This window comes from Alcaligenes aquatilis (genome assembly GCF_003076515.1).
Classification (GTDB): Bacteria; Pseudomonadota; Gammaproteobacteria; order Burkholderiales; family Burkholderiaceae_B; genus Alcaligenes; species Alcaligenes aquatilis.
In genome coordinates this window covers 337876-352068 of sequence record NZ_CP022390.1, presented here as the reverse complement: position 1 = coordinate 352068, position 14193 = coordinate 337876, and the positions used below count along the sequence as shown (strand labels likewise).

Sequence of the window (14193 nt, the reverse complement as noted above, 5' to 3'; positions counted from 1 at the left end):
GTAACTACAAGGTCAAGCCTATTGGAGGCAAAGCAATGAAAATTGGCGAGCTGGCTGAAAAAAGCCACTGCAACACCGAAACCATCCGCTATTACGAGAAGGTCGGGCTGCTGCCCGAACCTGAGCGCAGCGAGGGCAACTACCGCCTATATCGCACTATCCATCTGGAACGGCTGCGTTTTATCCGCAACTGCCGCAGCCTGGACATGACGCACGAAGAAATTCGCGGTCTGTTGGCGTTCATGGACGGTCCGGCGCAAGACTGCGCCCCGGTAAACGAATTGCTCGATGAGCACATCGAGCACGTTGCCGTACGAATTGCGGAACTGGAACACCTGCAAAAGCAATTGATTGAGCTTCGCCACCGCTGCGGACAAGCTGGTGGCCTGGAGCATTGCGGCATTTTGCAGGGTTTGGTGAATATGGAGCCGGATCAGGTTCCGGCTCCCAGCACTCATTTGGGTTAAGGCTGTGTGACGTGGCATTTAGCCACGCACCCGCCCTGCCACCCACATTCCGATCAGCATTGCGACTAAAAACAACACCGCCAAGGGCGCGCCCGACGCCGCCAGCACAACGGCCGGTCCCGGACAAAAGCCCGCTATCCCCCAACCAGCACCAAAAATCAGGGAACCCAATACCAAAGGACGGTCTATTTGACGTTGCTTGGGCAGGTTCATGGGCTGACCCGTCACAAACGCACAAGGACGACGACGCGCCAGAGTGAAGGGCACAATCGCCACCGCAATCGCCGCAGCCATCACCAAGGCCAAAGACGGGTCCCAGGCCCCGGCCAGATCCAGAAACGCCAGCACCTTGCCAGGATTGGCCAAGCCGGAAATCAATAAGCCCAAACCAAAAATCAGGCCGGAAATTAAAGCGATGAAATATTGCATGGCAAGCTCCTTACACCAGATGACGCAGCACAAACACAGTCAAAAAACCGCTGGCCATGAAAGCAAGCGTTGCGACCAAAGAGCGAGGCGACAGGCGCGACAGGCCGCACACACCGTGCCCGCTGGTGCAACCTGAACCCAGACGAGTTCCAAAACCCACCAGCAAACCGGCCACGACCACCCACATCCAGGGCTGCGGCTGTACGGCAGGCACACTTTCCCCGAGCAAGCGATACAGCCAGGGTGCCGCCGCCAAACCTAACAGAGCCATCCAACGCCAGCCCTTGTCCCCCGCCTCCCCGCTCCAGGTGCCGGACAACAAGCCGGATATGCCAAACACCCGACCATTGAACAGCACCAGAATAGAGGCTGCCAAACCCACCAAAGCGCCCCCAAACAAGGCGCTCCACGGTGTAAACGAAGCCCAATCAATTGTGATCATCAGTGCCTCCCGGGGCGCAAAAGATTCCATATAAAGTCTGCATTACCGCCAGCACCGCTGGATTCTCCAAACGGTAATAAACGTATTTACCCTCTTTGCGGCTGGCAATTAACTCTTCGCGCCGCAAAACTGTTAATTGCTGCGATAAAGTAGGCTGAGCAATGCCACTGCGCTGTGCCAACTCTCCCACATTGCATTCTCCCTGCACCAGGGTGCAAAGAATCATCAGGCGGTCGGGATTGGCCAGGCTGGCCAGCAGGCTGCTGGCTTGGCCTGCTACCTGCCGCAAGGCGTCCAATTTTGTTTGATCCATATCGTTCTACAAAAACACAATATATATTATTATATAATATCTTTTAATATTTTATAAGCAACAAGAGGTCTGACATGCTACAAGCCCAGGTCGCCAGCTTCTTTCACACAGACACCTCCACGTTCACCTACGTGGTCTATGCCGCAGGCCAACGCGAATGCGCCATCATCGACTCGGTGCTGGACTATGACGCCGCCTCTGGCCGCAGCAGCACTGTCTCGGCTCAAAAGGTCGTGGATTTTGTGCGCCAGCAGCAGTTGGACGTGCAATGGATCCTGGAAACTCACGCCCATGCCGACCATCTGTCTGCTGCGGTCTGGTTGCAAGAACAAGTGGGCGGCAAAATCGCCATTGGTGAGCACATCAAGCAAGTGCAGTCCACGTTCAGCCGCATCTTTAATATAGAGGCCGAAATTCAGGCCAATGGCACGCCCTTTGATACGCTGTTCAAGGATCAGGAACAGTTCCAGATTGGTGCGATTCAGGTGCAAGCCCTGCACGTACCCGGCCACACGCCAGCCGATATGGCCTATCACGTTCAAGGGCTGGGCGTCTTTGTAGGCGACACCTTGTTTTTGCCCGATGTCGGCACCGCCCGTTGCGACTTTCCGGGGGGCAGCGCCAGCCAGTTGTATGAATCCATCCAGCGCTTGCTGGCCTTGCCCGCAGAGACGGTCTTGTTCATGTGTCACGACTATCCGCCTGAAGGGCGGGAACCTCAATGTCAATGCACGGTTCAAGAACAAAAAGAGGGCAACATCCATGTACACGATGGCATCAGCGTGGAGCAATTTTGCGAGCGCCGCACAGCACGCGATAAAACCCTGGGCATGCCGCGCCTGATCCTGCCATCCATCCAAGTCAATATCCGGGCAGGCCACTTCCCCAAGCCAGAAAGTAATGGCCAGGTCTATCTGAAGCTGCCCGTCAATCAACTCTGAATACGGCTGTACTTTGCGCCCAGGCAGACACAGGCCCGGGCGCAAAAAAACTTTTAAGTCCCAGCCTGCGTATACTGCCTTTTTCTGCAACCTGAACTTCAGAAGGAAATACCAGGCATGACTTACATGGCCCTCAAACACTTGCACATGACAGCCGCCGGGCTGAGCATCTTGTTTTTTATTATTCGGGCCTTCTGGTCAGTGTCCGGCTCATCCTGTTTGCAGAATCGCTTTGTGCGCATTGCCCCACATGTGATCGATACCGTCTTGCTGGTCTGTGGTCTAGCACTGGCCGGCATGTTGGGCGCCGCGGCCAACCAACCCTGGCTGATAACCAAAATTGTGCTGTTGGTGGTTTATATCGTGGTAGGCAGCTATGCCATCAAACGCGGTAAAACCCCCTTTAGCCGAGGTGTGGCCGCACTGATCGCGATTGCCATCTTTGCCTATATCGTGGGCGTGGCGCTGAACCGCAGCCCGGCTTCCTGGTTCGTTTAAGCACACAAGCAGCACATAAAAAAACCCCTGGCAGTGGAGGATTATCCCCACTGCCAGGGGCTTTTTACTGCCCCGCCTTACCAGACACCTATCCAGCGCTGAACCAACAAGCTGCTGACGGCAACTGCAATCCAGACTCCCAGGCCCAGCAAGGCAGGTCGCGCGCCGGCTCGTGCCATCACCTTTAAATCCGAGCACAAGCCAATCGCAGCCAGGGCCAGCACCATCAGGAATTCAGCCAGGAAACGCAGCGGTTCCAACCACTCCACCGGCACCCACCCGAGCGAGCGCATTGCCGAGGCCACCATGAACCAGACAATGAACCAAGGAAACACCCGCATCAGGTCAAAATCCCGACCCGCCTGACGCGAACGCCACATTTCCAGGCCAGCCAGAATCAGGCAGATAGGAATAATCAGGGTGGCACGCGTCAATTTCACGATCGTGGCGTGGTCACCAGCCTGACGGCTGTAGCTATACCCTGCCGCCACCACCGAGGACGTATCGTTGATGGCCGTGCCCGCCCATACCCCAAAACCGGCGTCGGACATATTCATCATGTGACCGGCCAAGGGGAAAATCAGCACCGCCACAATATTGAAGATAAAAATGGTCGAGATCGCCAGAGCCGTTTCATGCTCTTCGGGTTTAAGAATCGGTGTCACCGCCGCAATCGCCGAACCGCCACAAATCGCCGTCCCCACCCCGATCAAGGTACGCAGCTTGGACGGAATTCCCAAGGCACGGCCCAGCAGCAATGCTGTCACAAACGCCACCGTCAGCGTCACCAAGGTGACGGCCAGTGAATCCATGCCGGTACGCATCACTTGCGGCAGGCTCAGGCCAAAACCCAGGCCAATAATCGACCATTGCAACAGCACTTTGGACGAAAAACGCAAACCAGGTTGAAACACCGGAGCCACGCCCATGCTGTTACGCACTACCATTCCCAGCACAATGGCAAAGACAGGACCGCCAATCAAAGGCCACAATTTTCCCAGGCCCATGGCGGTAACCCCCACAGCCACCGCCAGTAAAAAACCCCACCAACGCGACGGCTTCAGAGAGAAACCCGATTTGCCCTGCGCTTTCAGGGCTGTGCTTCCTGCGGGTAAATCGGTCACACTGCTCATCTCGTCATTCCAGGTATGTAATAAGTAAAAGTAATTTTAGGTTGACCCCGAGTATTAAAAAATTCATTATTACTTATCGTAAGTATCAATTTTATTTATCATGAATGCGATCAGCATCAGACAACTGGAAGTGTTTGTCGGCATTGCCACTTTGGGCACGGTGCGCGCTTGCGCGGCCAACATTCACTTGTCCCAACCCGCCGCCAGCATGGCCTTGGCCGAACTGGAAAAGCAGCTGGATTGCCCCTTGTTTGAACGCACACCAGGGCGCATGCAGTTGACCAGTCGTGGCAAGCAATTGCTGCCGCACGCGCGCGAAATCCTGGAGCGTCTGCGAGAGATGCAAAGCCAGCAGGACGAGCGCGAGCTGCGTGGCGAAATTCGCATTGGGGCCAGCAATACGGTCGGTAACTACCTGATCGGGGATCTGGTGGGGCCATTTGTACGCCAGCATCCGCGCGTGTCCCTGCATGTGTCGGTGGACAACACGGCCAACATCATCAACCAGTTGCTCGAGCACAGCTGCGACATCGCTTGCGTGGAGGGTCCGGTCAACCATCCGCAATTGGAAGCCTGGATCTGGCGCGACGATGCGCTGGTGGTCTGCGCCGCCCCCGACCACCCACTGGCCACCAAAACCACTTTGAAAAAACAGGACTTTGCGGGCATGAGCTGGATCATGCGCGAACGTGGCTCGGCCTCCCGTGCGCTGACCGAACAAGCCCTGAATGTGCTGCCTGGCGGGCATGTGCTGATGGAGCTGGGCCAGGTGGAAGCCATTAAACAGGCCGTCATCGCCGGGCTAGGTCTGGCCTGCCTGCCACAAGCGGCCACCCAGGATGCTGTTGCCAATCAGCGACTACGTATTCTGGATACGCCCTTTCTGGACTTAAAGCGTCGTCTATCTCTGGTGCTACACAAGGAACGCTACCGCAGCCAGGTTTTAAGCGCCTTTGCGCAACATCTGCACAGCCCGGAACCGGGCTCGTCAGGCACGGAAAATTGACGCAAGTTTGCATTCTTGAAAGGGTGAAGACCGGCGGCAATGGTATCCTTGCTGCAGTGCAGCATAAACAGAAGGGATCATAAGTCCCGCTCTCCTGCCCACCTCTTGAACCGAGTGATGCCATGAATACTGTTCCTACGCCACAAGCGCAAGACGTCCCCGCTTTTGCCCGTCCCTCTTATTTGCCACCCTACGAAACCGTCGCCCTGGTGTTGCAAGGTGGTGGCGCCTTGGGGGCTTACCAAGCCGGTGTGTATGAAGGTTTGCTGGAAGCAGGAATCGAGCCCGACTGTTTGTCCGGCATCTCTATTGGGGCCCTGAACACCGCGATTATTGCGGGCAATCCCCCCGAGCGGCAGGTAGAGCGCTTGCGAGAGTTCTGGAACACCATTTGTGAGCCCTACTATGGCTGGTCAAGTCCGGCCTGCCTGGAGCGCGCCCTGTTTGGCATTAACGATGTGATGCGCGAGGCCATCAGCGCCTTCAATGCCAGCAATGCCCTGGTTTTGGGACAGCGCGGCTTTTTCCGCCCCCGTTTCCCCCCACCGATGCAAGCCACACCGGGCGTGCCCGAAGGGGCCAGTTATTACGACACCAGCGCACTGAAAGACACGCTGGAGCGCTTGTGTGACTTTGATCGCATCAACGACAAACGTCAGCGCATTTCGGTCGGCGCGGTCAATGTGGGCACGGGTAACTTTGTGTACTTTGATAACCATCGCACCACGCTGCGGGCCGAGCACTTCATGGCCTCGGGCGCTCTGCCCCCAGCTTTCGCCCCTGTGGAAATTGATGGGCAGTATTACTGGGACGGTGGCCTGGTCTCCAATACGCCGCTGTCTTACGTGCTGGATCAGTCCCCCCGCCGCGACACCCTGGTTTTTCAAGTGGATTTGTGGAGTGCGCGTGGCCCGGTGCCCAATAATATGGGCGAAGTCAGCGACCGCCTGAACGAAATCCGCTACTCCAGCCGTACGCGTATGGTGACCGAGGACATGCGTCATTCGCAGTACATGCGTCATATCCTGTCAGAGCTGTTGCCGTTGATCCCCGAAGAGCAACGCAAAGAACTGCTGCCTTGCCGTCTGGCCGAAGAGCTGGCCAGCAACAAACGCTACAACGTGGTGCACCTGATTTATCGCAACCAGCCCTACGAACAGCACTACAAGGACTACCAGTTTGGCCGCATGACCATGCGCGAACACTGGCGCAGTGGCCTGGATGATATTCGCCAGACGCTGATCCACCGTGACAAACTGAATATGCCCGCAAATCTGGCCGGCTTTACCACCTACGACGTACATCGCGACGAAATCGAAAAACGGCTGGCAAACAACGGCAAGTAAGCCAGCCTGTGCAGGGACTTAGCGGCGGCTCAAGACCATCGCGCCGCTAAGCACAAAGGCCGTACCCAGCAATTGCATGAGCGTAATGGGCTCATTCAGGAACCAGTTCGCCAGAAACAAGACCGAGACCGGGCCAATCAAACCCATTTGAGCACTCATGGGCGCGCCAATACGTTCCACCGCCCACATCGTCATAAAAGTTGGCAAGACCGTATTAAAGACGGCGTGGATCATGGACAGACCATAAACGGGAGCGGGCTGCACCAAACCCTGCCAGCCAAGCACGGCAAAAAAGTGGATCAGGGTATAGACCACCGAGAAAGACATGGCATAAGCCACCAGCCGTGTAGAGCCAATCGCTTTGAGCAATTCGCCTGAGCCAATCAAGTAAATGGCATAGGAAATGGCCGAGCCCAGCACACAGAGCGCGCCCAGCAACACATCATCGCCTGTCAGGCTCAAATCCTGTATAAAGACCAGCCCTACCCCCAGATAAGCCAGCGCCAGAGCCAGCCACTGCTTAGGCAAAATCCGTCGTTTCAGAAAAACGGCGGAGAACAGCAGCACAAAGGTAGGCGACAAAAACAGAATCAGCCGCTCCAATCCTGCCGAAATATATTCAAGGCCAATGAAATCCAGCAAACTGGCCAGGTAATAACCCAGAAAGCCCAGCACCACCAGCTCCAGTTTCTGGCGGCCAGTCAGTGCGGCCAGCTTGCCCTGACGTACCTTCTTTACCTGCCATAGAGCGATAGCCAGAAAGAAAGGCAAGGACAACAACATGCGAAAGCCAATCACGGTCAGGGCGTTGACATCGTATTGGTAGGTCAGCTTGGCAACCACCGCCTTGGCGGAGAAAAGAATAGAACCGCCCCCCGACAGCGCCAGCCCAATTAAAAAGGAGCTGCGTTGCGCACTGGGGCTTTGACTAACTTGCATGGGGATTCATCACTTTGCAGGGCGACATGGTTAGCGCAAGAGCTATTGGCCCCGGCGAAAAAAGAGTCAGTAAGGACAATAAGATGTCGATTCTACCCTTTGCCTTGCACTGCGGCCATGTTGTCCCTGCCCGCATTCTCCACAATGACGAAGCAGCCCCTACAGCGCACCAAAAACAGAAGGGTGTGCCTGAAGCGATATCGAACAACGGGGTTCAATCAAGGCCAAGACCTCGCCTAGCCATCCTGAAAACAGCATCAATGTGCAAACAATTTTATCGCTCCCGCCCACAAAGGCTTGCACATTTCTAAAAATACATGCTATATTCTTTTTCTCTGGTCCCCGATAGCTCAGTCGGTAGAGCGACGGACTGTTAATCCGCAGGTCCCAGGTTCGAGCCCTGGTCGGGGAGCCAAGAAAACCATCAAAATCAGCCCATCGCATTTGCTTTGGGCTGATTTTTTTTGTCCCTGCAAAACGCGTCCATCCCATCACGAAGAAGCGGCGTTATTAACATTTGGACAAACAAAATCCACCCACTTATAAAGGACAGCGGGACTGCATGTTGATGCAGCCCCGCTGTGGCTCTTTTCCCCTGACCTAGCCCCTGCCCGGGACGATGCCGCCGCTGCTAACGCACTACGTCGACCCGGGACTGGCAGAATCAGTCAGAAAGATCAGAAACGGTGCGTAATACCGACCGTAGCAACCGTGCTCTTCAGATCGTTGTAGTAACCGATATTGCGAGCATAGGAACCAATGGCGTACAGGTTGGTGCGCTTGGACAGATTGTGCAGGTAGCCAGCACTGAACACGTGTTGAGTCTTGGCATCATCCGTGCTGCGTGGCGTCGAACGAGGGTCAGCCATGGTCCAGGAAGCCAGAACCGAACCGGCCTTCCCGGTAGGAACGGTCACACCCAAGGCATAGGAATTGACCTTCAGGTCTTTGCGCAGACCAGGGCCAAACTGTTCTGTTTGTAGCGAGCCACCGATGTAGCCGTTGCGGCTTTGACCAAAGGCAGCATGCACCGTAGCAAAACTGAATTGGTAGCTGGCGGCCAGACTCCAGGCGCTGACATTGCCGCTTTCAGCCGCAACCAGGTTGCCACCTTGCTCACGCGCCGAACCATAACGGGCCTGGTCGAAACTCAAGGCGGCTTTCAACGGACCATCGCTATAGCGCATGGCGACGCTAAAGGCTTTGACATTCGCGTCATCGCTGTTGATGGCATTGCCCGTCAAACCGCTGCGATCCCACTTTTGGGTGCCATTGGTGTTGAAGGAGTAGCCCGCACCAAACTGAAAGCCGGAAAATTCGGGGCTTTGGTAGGCGACCATATTGTCATAACGAACCGTATTGGCGGCGTTGAATGCAGCGCCAACACCGTACTGGTAGCCGTTACCACCAAAGGGGCTGGCCACACCGGCAACGTACAAGGAAGTAACCGTGGTTTGACGGCCCAGGTCCACACGCCCCCAGGAATCCCCACTCAAACCGATCGTCGCTTGACGGCCAAACAAACGGCCTTGGCGCATATTGCCAGTGCTCAAATCAAAGCCGCTTTCCAGCACAAAGTTGGCTTTCAGACCGCCGCCCAGATCTTCGCTGCCCTTCAGGCCCCAACGATTACCCATCCAACCCTGGTCATACAGACCAAAACGGCTTTGTTTGACGGCGCCACCGTTCAAGTCACTTCCTTTCCACTGCTCGTAGCCCAGGCCGGTGTCCACCACGCCGTACAAGGTCACGTTCGATGCTGCGTAGGCGGGAGCCGCCAATACGTGCATCAACAAGGCTGCCAAGATAGTTTTTTTCATGTTCTCTGTTCTCTGTAAACGTCTGAATGCCGGATTTCTTGTCTTGTCCGGCTCTTGATCCAGTGCTGAGACCTACCGCCTGAACGCTGATTTACCAGCGTCAAATTCCCGCACCCCTCCTGTTTCTTGAAGCAAAACGGCTCAACAGATCAACCCTGAAACGGGAACGAAAGGGGCTTGATAGTTGAAGCACATATACTGCAAGCATTTATATTTCAGACATAAACAATATTAATGTCAACAAATTGAATGCAGCGTGTTTTCTAGGTTTCATACGCATTTTCCCTAGTTTTTCACCTACAGAGAATTCAGCAAAAAACAGGCAAAGCAGGCGCAAAGCCAGTAAACAGCCGGCTTGCAACCATTTGCTACAAAACAGAGCGATGGACCTTATTGACCAGACGGTATGTTTTCAAGGGAAAAATCAGGAATTACGCCTATTGCCAAATCTGCATCCAGTTTTGCGTATATGAAAATACATTTCTTATAAAATAACTCTTTACAAGCTCGATAGCTTTACCCTATAATTATTTTCTTTGCTGGTCCCCGATAGCTCAGTCGGTAGAGCGACGGACTGTTAATCCGCAGGTCCCAGGTTCGAGCCCTGGTCGGGGAGCCAAAAATACCAAAGCCCAGCGACGCAAGTCGCTGGGCTTTTCTACGTCTGCTGCCATGAAAAAGCCTCTTGATTACGCAAGAGGCTTTTCCGGCCAGATCACGATCCTGGATCGCCTACGTTGCTCCTGCGGGCGTGATGCCGATCTCTATGGAACAAAGTTCTGCACATCCAGCCGGTCCTTGGCCAGCAAATCAACACGCTCGCCATTCATCACCGCCGTCGCCCCCGTCACCTCCACTCGCAAATTCTGATCGCAAGCGATTTCGTTATGCCAATACGCAGTGGCATAACGATCGGCACTGGAACTGCCAACATCTTCAGCCACCAGCTTATTGTTTTTCTTGCTCGGCGCCTGAACAGGCTCCATTAAGGAATCAAACATAGCGTTCGCAGCGCCCATCCCCTGATTCGCAAATACCGTATCGGAATGCCACATTTGAACCGCCTGCGCCTGACTAACCTTCAAACCCTCAGCAGCATGGCCCCTGCGGCCAGCTTCACGCTTTTACAAGAATCCACATTGCCCTCTATTTTGCAATAGGGATCCCAGCGCTTTTCTACACAAAAAGAGAATGATCGCTGCATTTGCACCATACGCTTGCACCAACATCCTGTGTGCAACACTCAAGAATTTCACTCCACAGACAGCGTAACTGGCGATAATGCACCATCCAACATTCTGTTCCGGCTTTTCTCGCCAGAACCTGCCGATTATTTCGCTGTTCGCACTTTTATATGCTTGATACTCTTTTCCCCTTTTTAGGGGGGCTTGGTCTGTTCCTGATTGGCATGATGCTGCTGTCCGAAGGGCTGGTGGCTTTTGCAGGCGGCTCTCTCAAGCAGATTCTGCTGGCGTTTACCGGCAGACCTATCAAGGCCTTTGCCTCAGGCGCGCTGATTACCGCCCTGGCACAATCCTCTACCGCCACCACCGTCACCCTGATCGGCTTTGTTAGTGCAGGACTGATCTCGTTTACACAAGCCATTGGCGTGGTCATCGGTGCCAGTCTGGGAAATACCGCGACCGGCTGGATCGTCTCCGGCCTGGGACTAAAAGTGGATCTGGGCTTTTACACCCTGCCACTCCTTGGTTTGGGTGCCCTGCTCAAACTGCTGGCCCCCGGTCGCTACAAAGAACTTGGCCGTGCGCTGGCGGGTTTTGGCATCCTGTTTCTGGGACTGAGCATGTTGCAAGACGGCATGCAAGGGCTGGCCGCCAGTTTCAGCCTGGCTCATCTGCCTACGCAGGGCTATGGTGCTCATTTTCTGATCATGTTGACCGGCCTGGCCCTGACTGCCGTGCTGCAATCGTCGACAGCCGCTATTGCCATGACCTTGACCGCTCTGGATGCCGGGGCCGTCAGCTTTGACCAGGCCGCCGCCGTTGTCGTAGGCGCCTCCATCGGCACCACCCTGACCGGAATATTGGTCGCCATCGGTGGCACTATCTACGCCAAGCGCACGGCCATCGCCTACATCCTGTTCAACGTCATTGCCGGTCTATTGGGGCTGCTGATCCTTCCTGTGTTTCTCAAGGCCATGCACGCCACCGGTTCCTATATCAACATCCCGCCCGGCGCAGTCGGATTGGCCGCATTTCACAGCTTGTTCATCAGCATCGGCGCCGCCTTGTGCCTGCCCTTTACGCAACAATTTGCCCGTTGGGTGCAAAGACTGGTGCCAGATCGCTCGGCCCGTCCCCAGCACCACCTGGACGACAGCTTGCTACAAGTACCGGCTCTTGCCCTGGAAACCACCCAGCGCACTTTGGAGGAGCTGGCGCAGCGTCTACTGAACCTGTATCAGCACACCCTGAACATGAGCCGCCCCAACACTGCTACCGCCGACTTACAACAAATCGAAACCGTGCTGGATCAAGCCTACGAATTTGTACTGCGTATCCCCAGCGCAGCGGATGATCCTGCCGTAGCCACCCGCATCAGTGCGCTCTTGCACACCATTGACCACATGCATCGCCTGCGCAGCCGCTTGCAAAACCCTCCCAACGGCGATCTGCACGATAGTCGCTATCAGCAAGCCCAAACCCTGGCCACCGAACTCAATACCCTGGCCCAGGCAAGCCTGCACGGGCAAGCCCCTGCCGATTGGCTCGAGCAAATACAAGTCAAGGCCCATGCCCTGACTGAACGCTTGAGCACCATTCGCGGCCAGCTTCTGGCTGCTCCGCAAGGCCATGACGACGCCTCCCGTACCCTGCATATCACCGATACCCACCGCTGGTTCGAACGCAGCAGCCAGCATGTCTGGCGCAGCAGCTATTACTTGAATCTGGCCCGCCAAACGGAACTGTGAGCCAGACAGCTCCGGTTCCACCAAGGTGACGCCGCTACCCGCAGGCAGACATGCTCCCACCTGACGATTCATACCTAAAGCAGCTGTTGCAGCCCTCCTGCGTGGCAAGACTCATATAACAAGAATATGAAAGAGCCTTTGTTCCAAGACTGACCAGAACCCTGCAAACGGATACCAAGATTCACTCCCGTCGTCAGGATTCCCCTTACAATCGGCTCAAATTCACGCTAATGGAAAAACTCCATGTCCACCCGGCCAAATTTACAATTCCGTACTTTTTTGCTTTTACTGGCCGCGGTCTCCGCTGCCTTTGTATGGATACTTCTTCCCTTTTACGGCGCCATATTCTGGGGTGCCGTTCTGGCTATTTTGTTTATTCCTTTGCAACGCAAGCTGCTGGCTAAAACAAAAGGCCGGCGTTCGCTGTCTGCCCTGATCAGTTTGCTGGTTATTGTGTTGATCGTCATTATTCCGGTCATCCTGATCTCCATGTCATTGGTTCAACAAATCGCCTCTCTGTACGAGTTGATGAATAGCGGCCAATTGAACCCTGGTGCCTATTTGCAAAAGATCCTCAATGCCCTGCCTCCAAGTGTGCATGACTTTGCCGCCCGTTTCGGCCTGCATGACACCGCATCCCTGCAAGAGAAGTTTTCCCAGTTTGCCGTACAAGGTGGCCAGTTCCTGACCAAACAAGCCCTGAACGTAGGCCAGAACACCTTCCAGTTCCTGGTCAGCCTGGGCATCATGCTGTACATGCTGTTTTTCCTGCTGCGCGATGGCGTGGAGCTGGGTCGTCACTACCGCCAACTGATTCCCTTGAGCGAGAACCAGAAAACCCATCTGTTTCGCAAATTCACCACCGTGGTGCGTGCCACCGTCAAAGGCAATATTGCTGTGGCTGCCACTCAAGGGGCGCTGGGCGGGATCATGTTCTGGTTCCTGGACATTCAGGGCGCCTTGTTCTGGGGTGTCCTGATGGCCGTCCTGTCCTTGTTGCCCGCTGTAGGTGCCTCGCTGATCTGGGCTCCCGTCGCCATCTATTTCTTTGTCGCGGGTCACTACGTCCCCGGCATTATCCTGACGGCCTTCGGTATTTTGGTCATTGGCCTGGTCGATAACCTGCTGCGCCCCTTGTTGGTGGGTAAAGACACCAAAATCCCGGACTACGTGATTCTGATCTCCACCCTGGGCGGTTTGTCGATTTTCGGCCTGAACGGCTTTGTGATCGGCCCTCTGATCGCCGCCATGTTTATTGCCTGCTGGGATCTGTTCCCCTCGGCGGTCAGCGCCCGCGTTGAAGCTGAAGAACAGGAAAATCACAGTAACTAAGCCCCAAGCACCCAGCCCAAGACATCCGCTGCTCTGGCCGGTTTATCAGATGAGATAGCGTGTTGTCTGGATGTATAAAAAAGGGGCTGGTTCTACCTTCTCAGGCGGAACCAGCCCCTTTCCCTTTGCAGCAAATTTACACCACGACCACTGGCAAAAACAAAATCCAGATATTGACCGCCACGGCCAGGAACCACACCAGCGAACGCAAGCTGGCCTTGTCCATGATGTACATCAACAGATACAACACACGCAGCGCGATCCAGACCATCATCAGGTTTTGCACGCGCAAGGCATCTGCCCCCGACCACAAGGCCAACAACACCGCCGCATAAAAGAACGGCAGTGCCTCAAACGCATTGGCCTGCGCCGCATTGGCCCGAGAGCGCCAGCCCGACAAACTGGCCAGCCACGGACGAGGTTCGTGATTCGTAAAACCCGCCGCACCGGCTTTAGCACAAATCGCTGCCAACCAAGGCAAGAAAGCCGCTACTACCAAACTGATCTTGATCCCCAGCATCACCGTCCCCTTAACAGGCTGAAAACGCCCAACATAGCACGCCACGCCCCAAATGCGCGCGCAGAATTTACAAAC

General features: G+C 55.2%; 15 protein-coding genes and 2 tRNA genes. 9 read left to right on the top strand and 8 right to left on the bottom strand.

Annotated features, from left to right (window positions below):
• The first annotated feature begins 35 nt into the window (after window positions 1–35).
• Window positions 36–467 carry a Cd(II)/Pb(II)-responsive transcriptional regulator gene (gene cadR / locus CA948_RS01600; protein WP_094196082.1) on the top strand — a complete coding sequence of 144 codons (432 nt, stop codon included), beginning with the start codon at window positions 36–38 and terminating at the stop codon, window positions 465–467.
• Between the two features lie 18 nt (window positions 468–485).
• On the opposite strand, the gene CA948_RS01595 is transcribed toward cadR, so the two are convergent.
• Genes CA948_RS01595 through CA948_RS01585 form a run of 3 tightly spaced genes read right to left on the bottom strand, consistent with a single transcriptional unit; the run spans window position 486 to window position 1651 of the window.
• Window positions 486–896 (bottom strand): DUF6691 family protein, encoded by a 411-nt coding sequence (locus CA948_RS01595; RefSeq protein ID WP_094196081.1) that lies wholly within the window; start codon window positions 894–896, stop codon window positions 486–488.
• A 10-nt stretch (window positions 897–906) separates the two neighbouring features.
• On the bottom strand, window positions 907–1338 hold the full coding sequence (locus tag CA948_RS01590; protein ID WP_199827863.1) for a YeeE/YedE family protein: 432 nt from the start codon (window positions 1336–1338) through the stop codon (window positions 907–909).
• On the bottom strand, window positions 1325–1651 hold the full coding sequence (locus tag CA948_RS01585) for an ArsR/SmtB family transcription factor (protein WP_094196080.1): 327 nt from the start codon (window positions 1649–1651) through the stop codon (window positions 1325–1327). The genes CA948_RS01590 and CA948_RS01585 overlap by 14 nt, the downstream gene beginning before the upstream one ends.
• 74 nt (window positions 1652–1725) lie before the next feature.
• Here CA948_RS01585 and CA948_RS01580 point away from each other — a divergent pair, with 74 nt between their 5' ends.
• Together CA948_RS01580 and CA948_RS01575 are read left to right on the top strand one after the other, a co-directional pair.
• Entirely contained in the window at window positions 1726–2592 is an 867-nt protein-coding gene (locus CA948_RS01580; RefSeq protein ID WP_094196079.1) for an MBL fold metallo-hydrolase, read from the top strand.
• Window positions 2593–2709: 117 nt separating this feature from the next.
• Complete coding sequence (locus tag CA948_RS01575) at window positions 2710–3090, top strand: SirB2 family protein (RefSeq protein ID WP_094196078.1); 381 nt, start codon at window positions 2710–2712, stop codon at window positions 3088–3090.
• A gap of 77 nt (window positions 3091–3167) precedes the next feature.
• Here CA948_RS01575 and CA948_RS01570 read toward each other — a convergent pair whose 3' ends face one another.
• Complete coding sequence (locus tag CA948_RS01570) at window positions 3168–4223, bottom strand: YeiH family protein (protein WP_094196077.1); 1056 nt, start codon at window positions 4221–4223, stop codon at window positions 3168–3170.
• A 100-nt stretch (window positions 4224–4323) separates the two neighbouring features.
• On the opposite strand from CA948_RS01570, the gene CA948_RS01565 reads away from it, so the two are divergent.
• Together CA948_RS01565 and CA948_RS01560 are read left to right on the top strand one after the other, a co-directional pair.
• Window positions 4324–5229, top strand: coding sequence for a LysR family transcriptional regulator (locus CA948_RS01565; protein ID WP_108727124.1), 906 nt, complete (start codon window positions 4324–4326; stop codon window positions 5227–5229).
• Window positions 5230–5351: 122 nt separating this feature from the next.
• Entirely contained in the window at window positions 5352–6575 is a 1224-nt protein-coding gene (locus tag CA948_RS01560) for a patatin-like phospholipase family protein (protein ID WP_094196075.1), read from the top strand.
• Between the two features lie 18 nt (window positions 6576–6593).
• On the opposite strand, the gene CA948_RS01555 is transcribed toward CA948_RS01560, so the two are convergent.
• Window positions 6594–7514: a DMT family transporter gene (locus CA948_RS01555; RefSeq protein WP_108727123.1), complete on the bottom strand. Its 921-nt coding sequence runs from the start codon at window positions 7512–7514 to the stop codon at window positions 6594–6596.
• Window positions 7515–7853: 339 nt separating this feature from the next.
• Between CA948_RS01555 and CA948_RS01550 the strand changes: the two genes are divergently transcribed.
• A tRNA-Asn gene (locus CA948_RS01550) sits at window positions 7854–7929 on the top strand.
• Window positions 7930–8191: 262 nt separating this feature from the next.
• On the opposite strand, the gene CA948_RS01545 is transcribed toward CA948_RS01550, so the two are convergent.
• Window positions 8192–9334: a porin gene (locus tag CA948_RS01545; protein ID WP_108727122.1), complete on the bottom strand. Its 1143-nt coding sequence runs from the start codon at window positions 9332–9334 to the stop codon at window positions 8192–8194.
• Window positions 9335–9877: 543 nt separating this feature from the next.
• Between CA948_RS01545 and CA948_RS01540 the strand changes: the two genes are divergently transcribed.
• Window positions 9878–9953, top strand: a tRNA-Asn gene (locus CA948_RS01540).
• 145 nt (window positions 9954–10098) lie between these two features.
• Here the strand turns inward: CA948_RS01540 and CA948_RS01535 are convergent.
• Window positions 10099–10389 carry an IrmA family protein gene (locus CA948_RS01535; protein WP_108727121.1) on the bottom strand — a complete coding sequence of 97 codons (291 nt, stop codon included), beginning with the start codon at window positions 10387–10389 and terminating at the stop codon, window positions 10099–10101.
• A gap of 299 nt (window positions 10390–10688) precedes the next feature.
• On the opposite strand from CA948_RS01535, the gene CA948_RS01530 reads away from it, so the two are divergent.
• Both CA948_RS01530 and CA948_RS01525 read left to right on the top strand, forming a co-directional pair.
• On the top strand, window positions 10689–12266 hold the full coding sequence (locus tag CA948_RS01530) for a Na/Pi cotransporter family protein (protein WP_203226733.1): 1578 nt from the start codon (window positions 10689–10691) through the stop codon (window positions 12264–12266).
• Window positions 12267–12509: 243 nt separating this feature from the next.
• Complete coding sequence (locus tag CA948_RS01525; protein WP_108727120.1) at window positions 12510–13598, top strand: AI-2E family transporter; 1089 nt, start codon at window positions 12510–12512, stop codon at window positions 13596–13598.
• Window positions 13599–13734: 136 nt separating this feature from the next.
• On the opposite strand, the gene CA948_RS01520 is transcribed toward CA948_RS01525, so the two are convergent.
• Window positions 13735–14118 (bottom strand): MAPEG family protein, encoded by a 384-nt coding sequence (locus tag CA948_RS01520; protein WP_094196070.1) that lies wholly within the window; start codon window positions 14116–14118, stop codon window positions 13735–13737.
• Between the last annotated feature and the right edge of the window lie 75 nt (window positions 14119–14193).

Bases quoted from the DNA above. Each gene is read 5' to 3' on its own strand.
- cadR (WP_094196082.1), top strand. From the start codon at position 36: ATGAAAATTGGCGAGCTGGCTGAAAAAAGCCACTGCAACACCGAAACC.
- CA948_RS01595 (WP_094196081.1), bottom strand. From the start codon at position 896: ATGCAATATTTCATCGCTTTAATTTCCGGCCTGATTTTTGGTTTGGGC.
- CA948_RS01590 (WP_199827863.1), bottom strand. From the start codon at position 1,338: ATGATCACAATTGATTGGGCTTCGTTTACACCGTGGAGCGCCTTGTTT.
- CA948_RS01585 (WP_094196080.1), bottom strand. From the start codon at position 1,651: ATGGATCAAACAAAATTGGACGCCTTGCGGCAGGTAGCAGGCCAAGCC.
- CA948_RS01580 (WP_094196079.1), top strand. From the start codon at position 1,726: ATGCTACAAGCCCAGGTCGCCAGCTTCTTTCACACAGACACCTCCACG.
- CA948_RS01575 (WP_094196078.1), top strand. From the start codon at position 2,710: ATGACTTACATGGCCCTCAAACACTTGCACATGACAGCCGCCGGGCTG.
- CA948_RS01570 (WP_094196077.1), bottom strand. From the start codon at position 4,223: ATGAGCAGTGTGACCGATTTACCCGCAGGAAGCACAGCCCTGAAAGCG.
- CA948_RS01565 (WP_108727124.1), top strand. From the start codon at position 4,324: ATGAATGCGATCAGCATCAGACAACTGGAAGTGTTTGTCGGCATTGCC.
- CA948_RS01560 (WP_094196075.1), top strand. From the start codon at position 5,352: ATGAATACTGTTCCTACGCCACAAGCGCAAGACGTCCCCGCTTTTGCC.
- CA948_RS01555 (WP_108727123.1), bottom strand. From the start codon at position 7,514: ATGCAAGTTAGTCAAAGCCCCAGTGCGCAACGCAGCTCCTTTTTAATT.
- CA948_RS01545 (WP_108727122.1), bottom strand. From the start codon at position 9,334: ATGAAAAAAACTATCTTGGCAGCCTTGTTGATGCACGTATTGGCGGCT.
- CA948_RS01535 (WP_108727121.1), bottom strand. From the start codon at position 10,389: ATGTGGCATTCCGATACGGTATTTGCGAATCAGGGGATGGGCGCTGCG.
- CA948_RS01530 (WP_203226733.1), top strand. From the start codon at position 10,689: ATGCTTGATACTCTTTTCCCCTTTTTAGGGGGGCTTGGTCTGTTCCTG.
- CA948_RS01525 (WP_108727120.1), top strand. From the start codon at position 12,510: ATGTCCACCCGGCCAAATTTACAATTCCGTACTTTTTTGCTTTTACTG.
- CA948_RS01520 (WP_094196070.1), bottom strand. From the start codon at position 14,118: ATGCTGGGGATCAAGATCAGTTTGGTAGTAGCGGCTTTCTTGCCTTGG.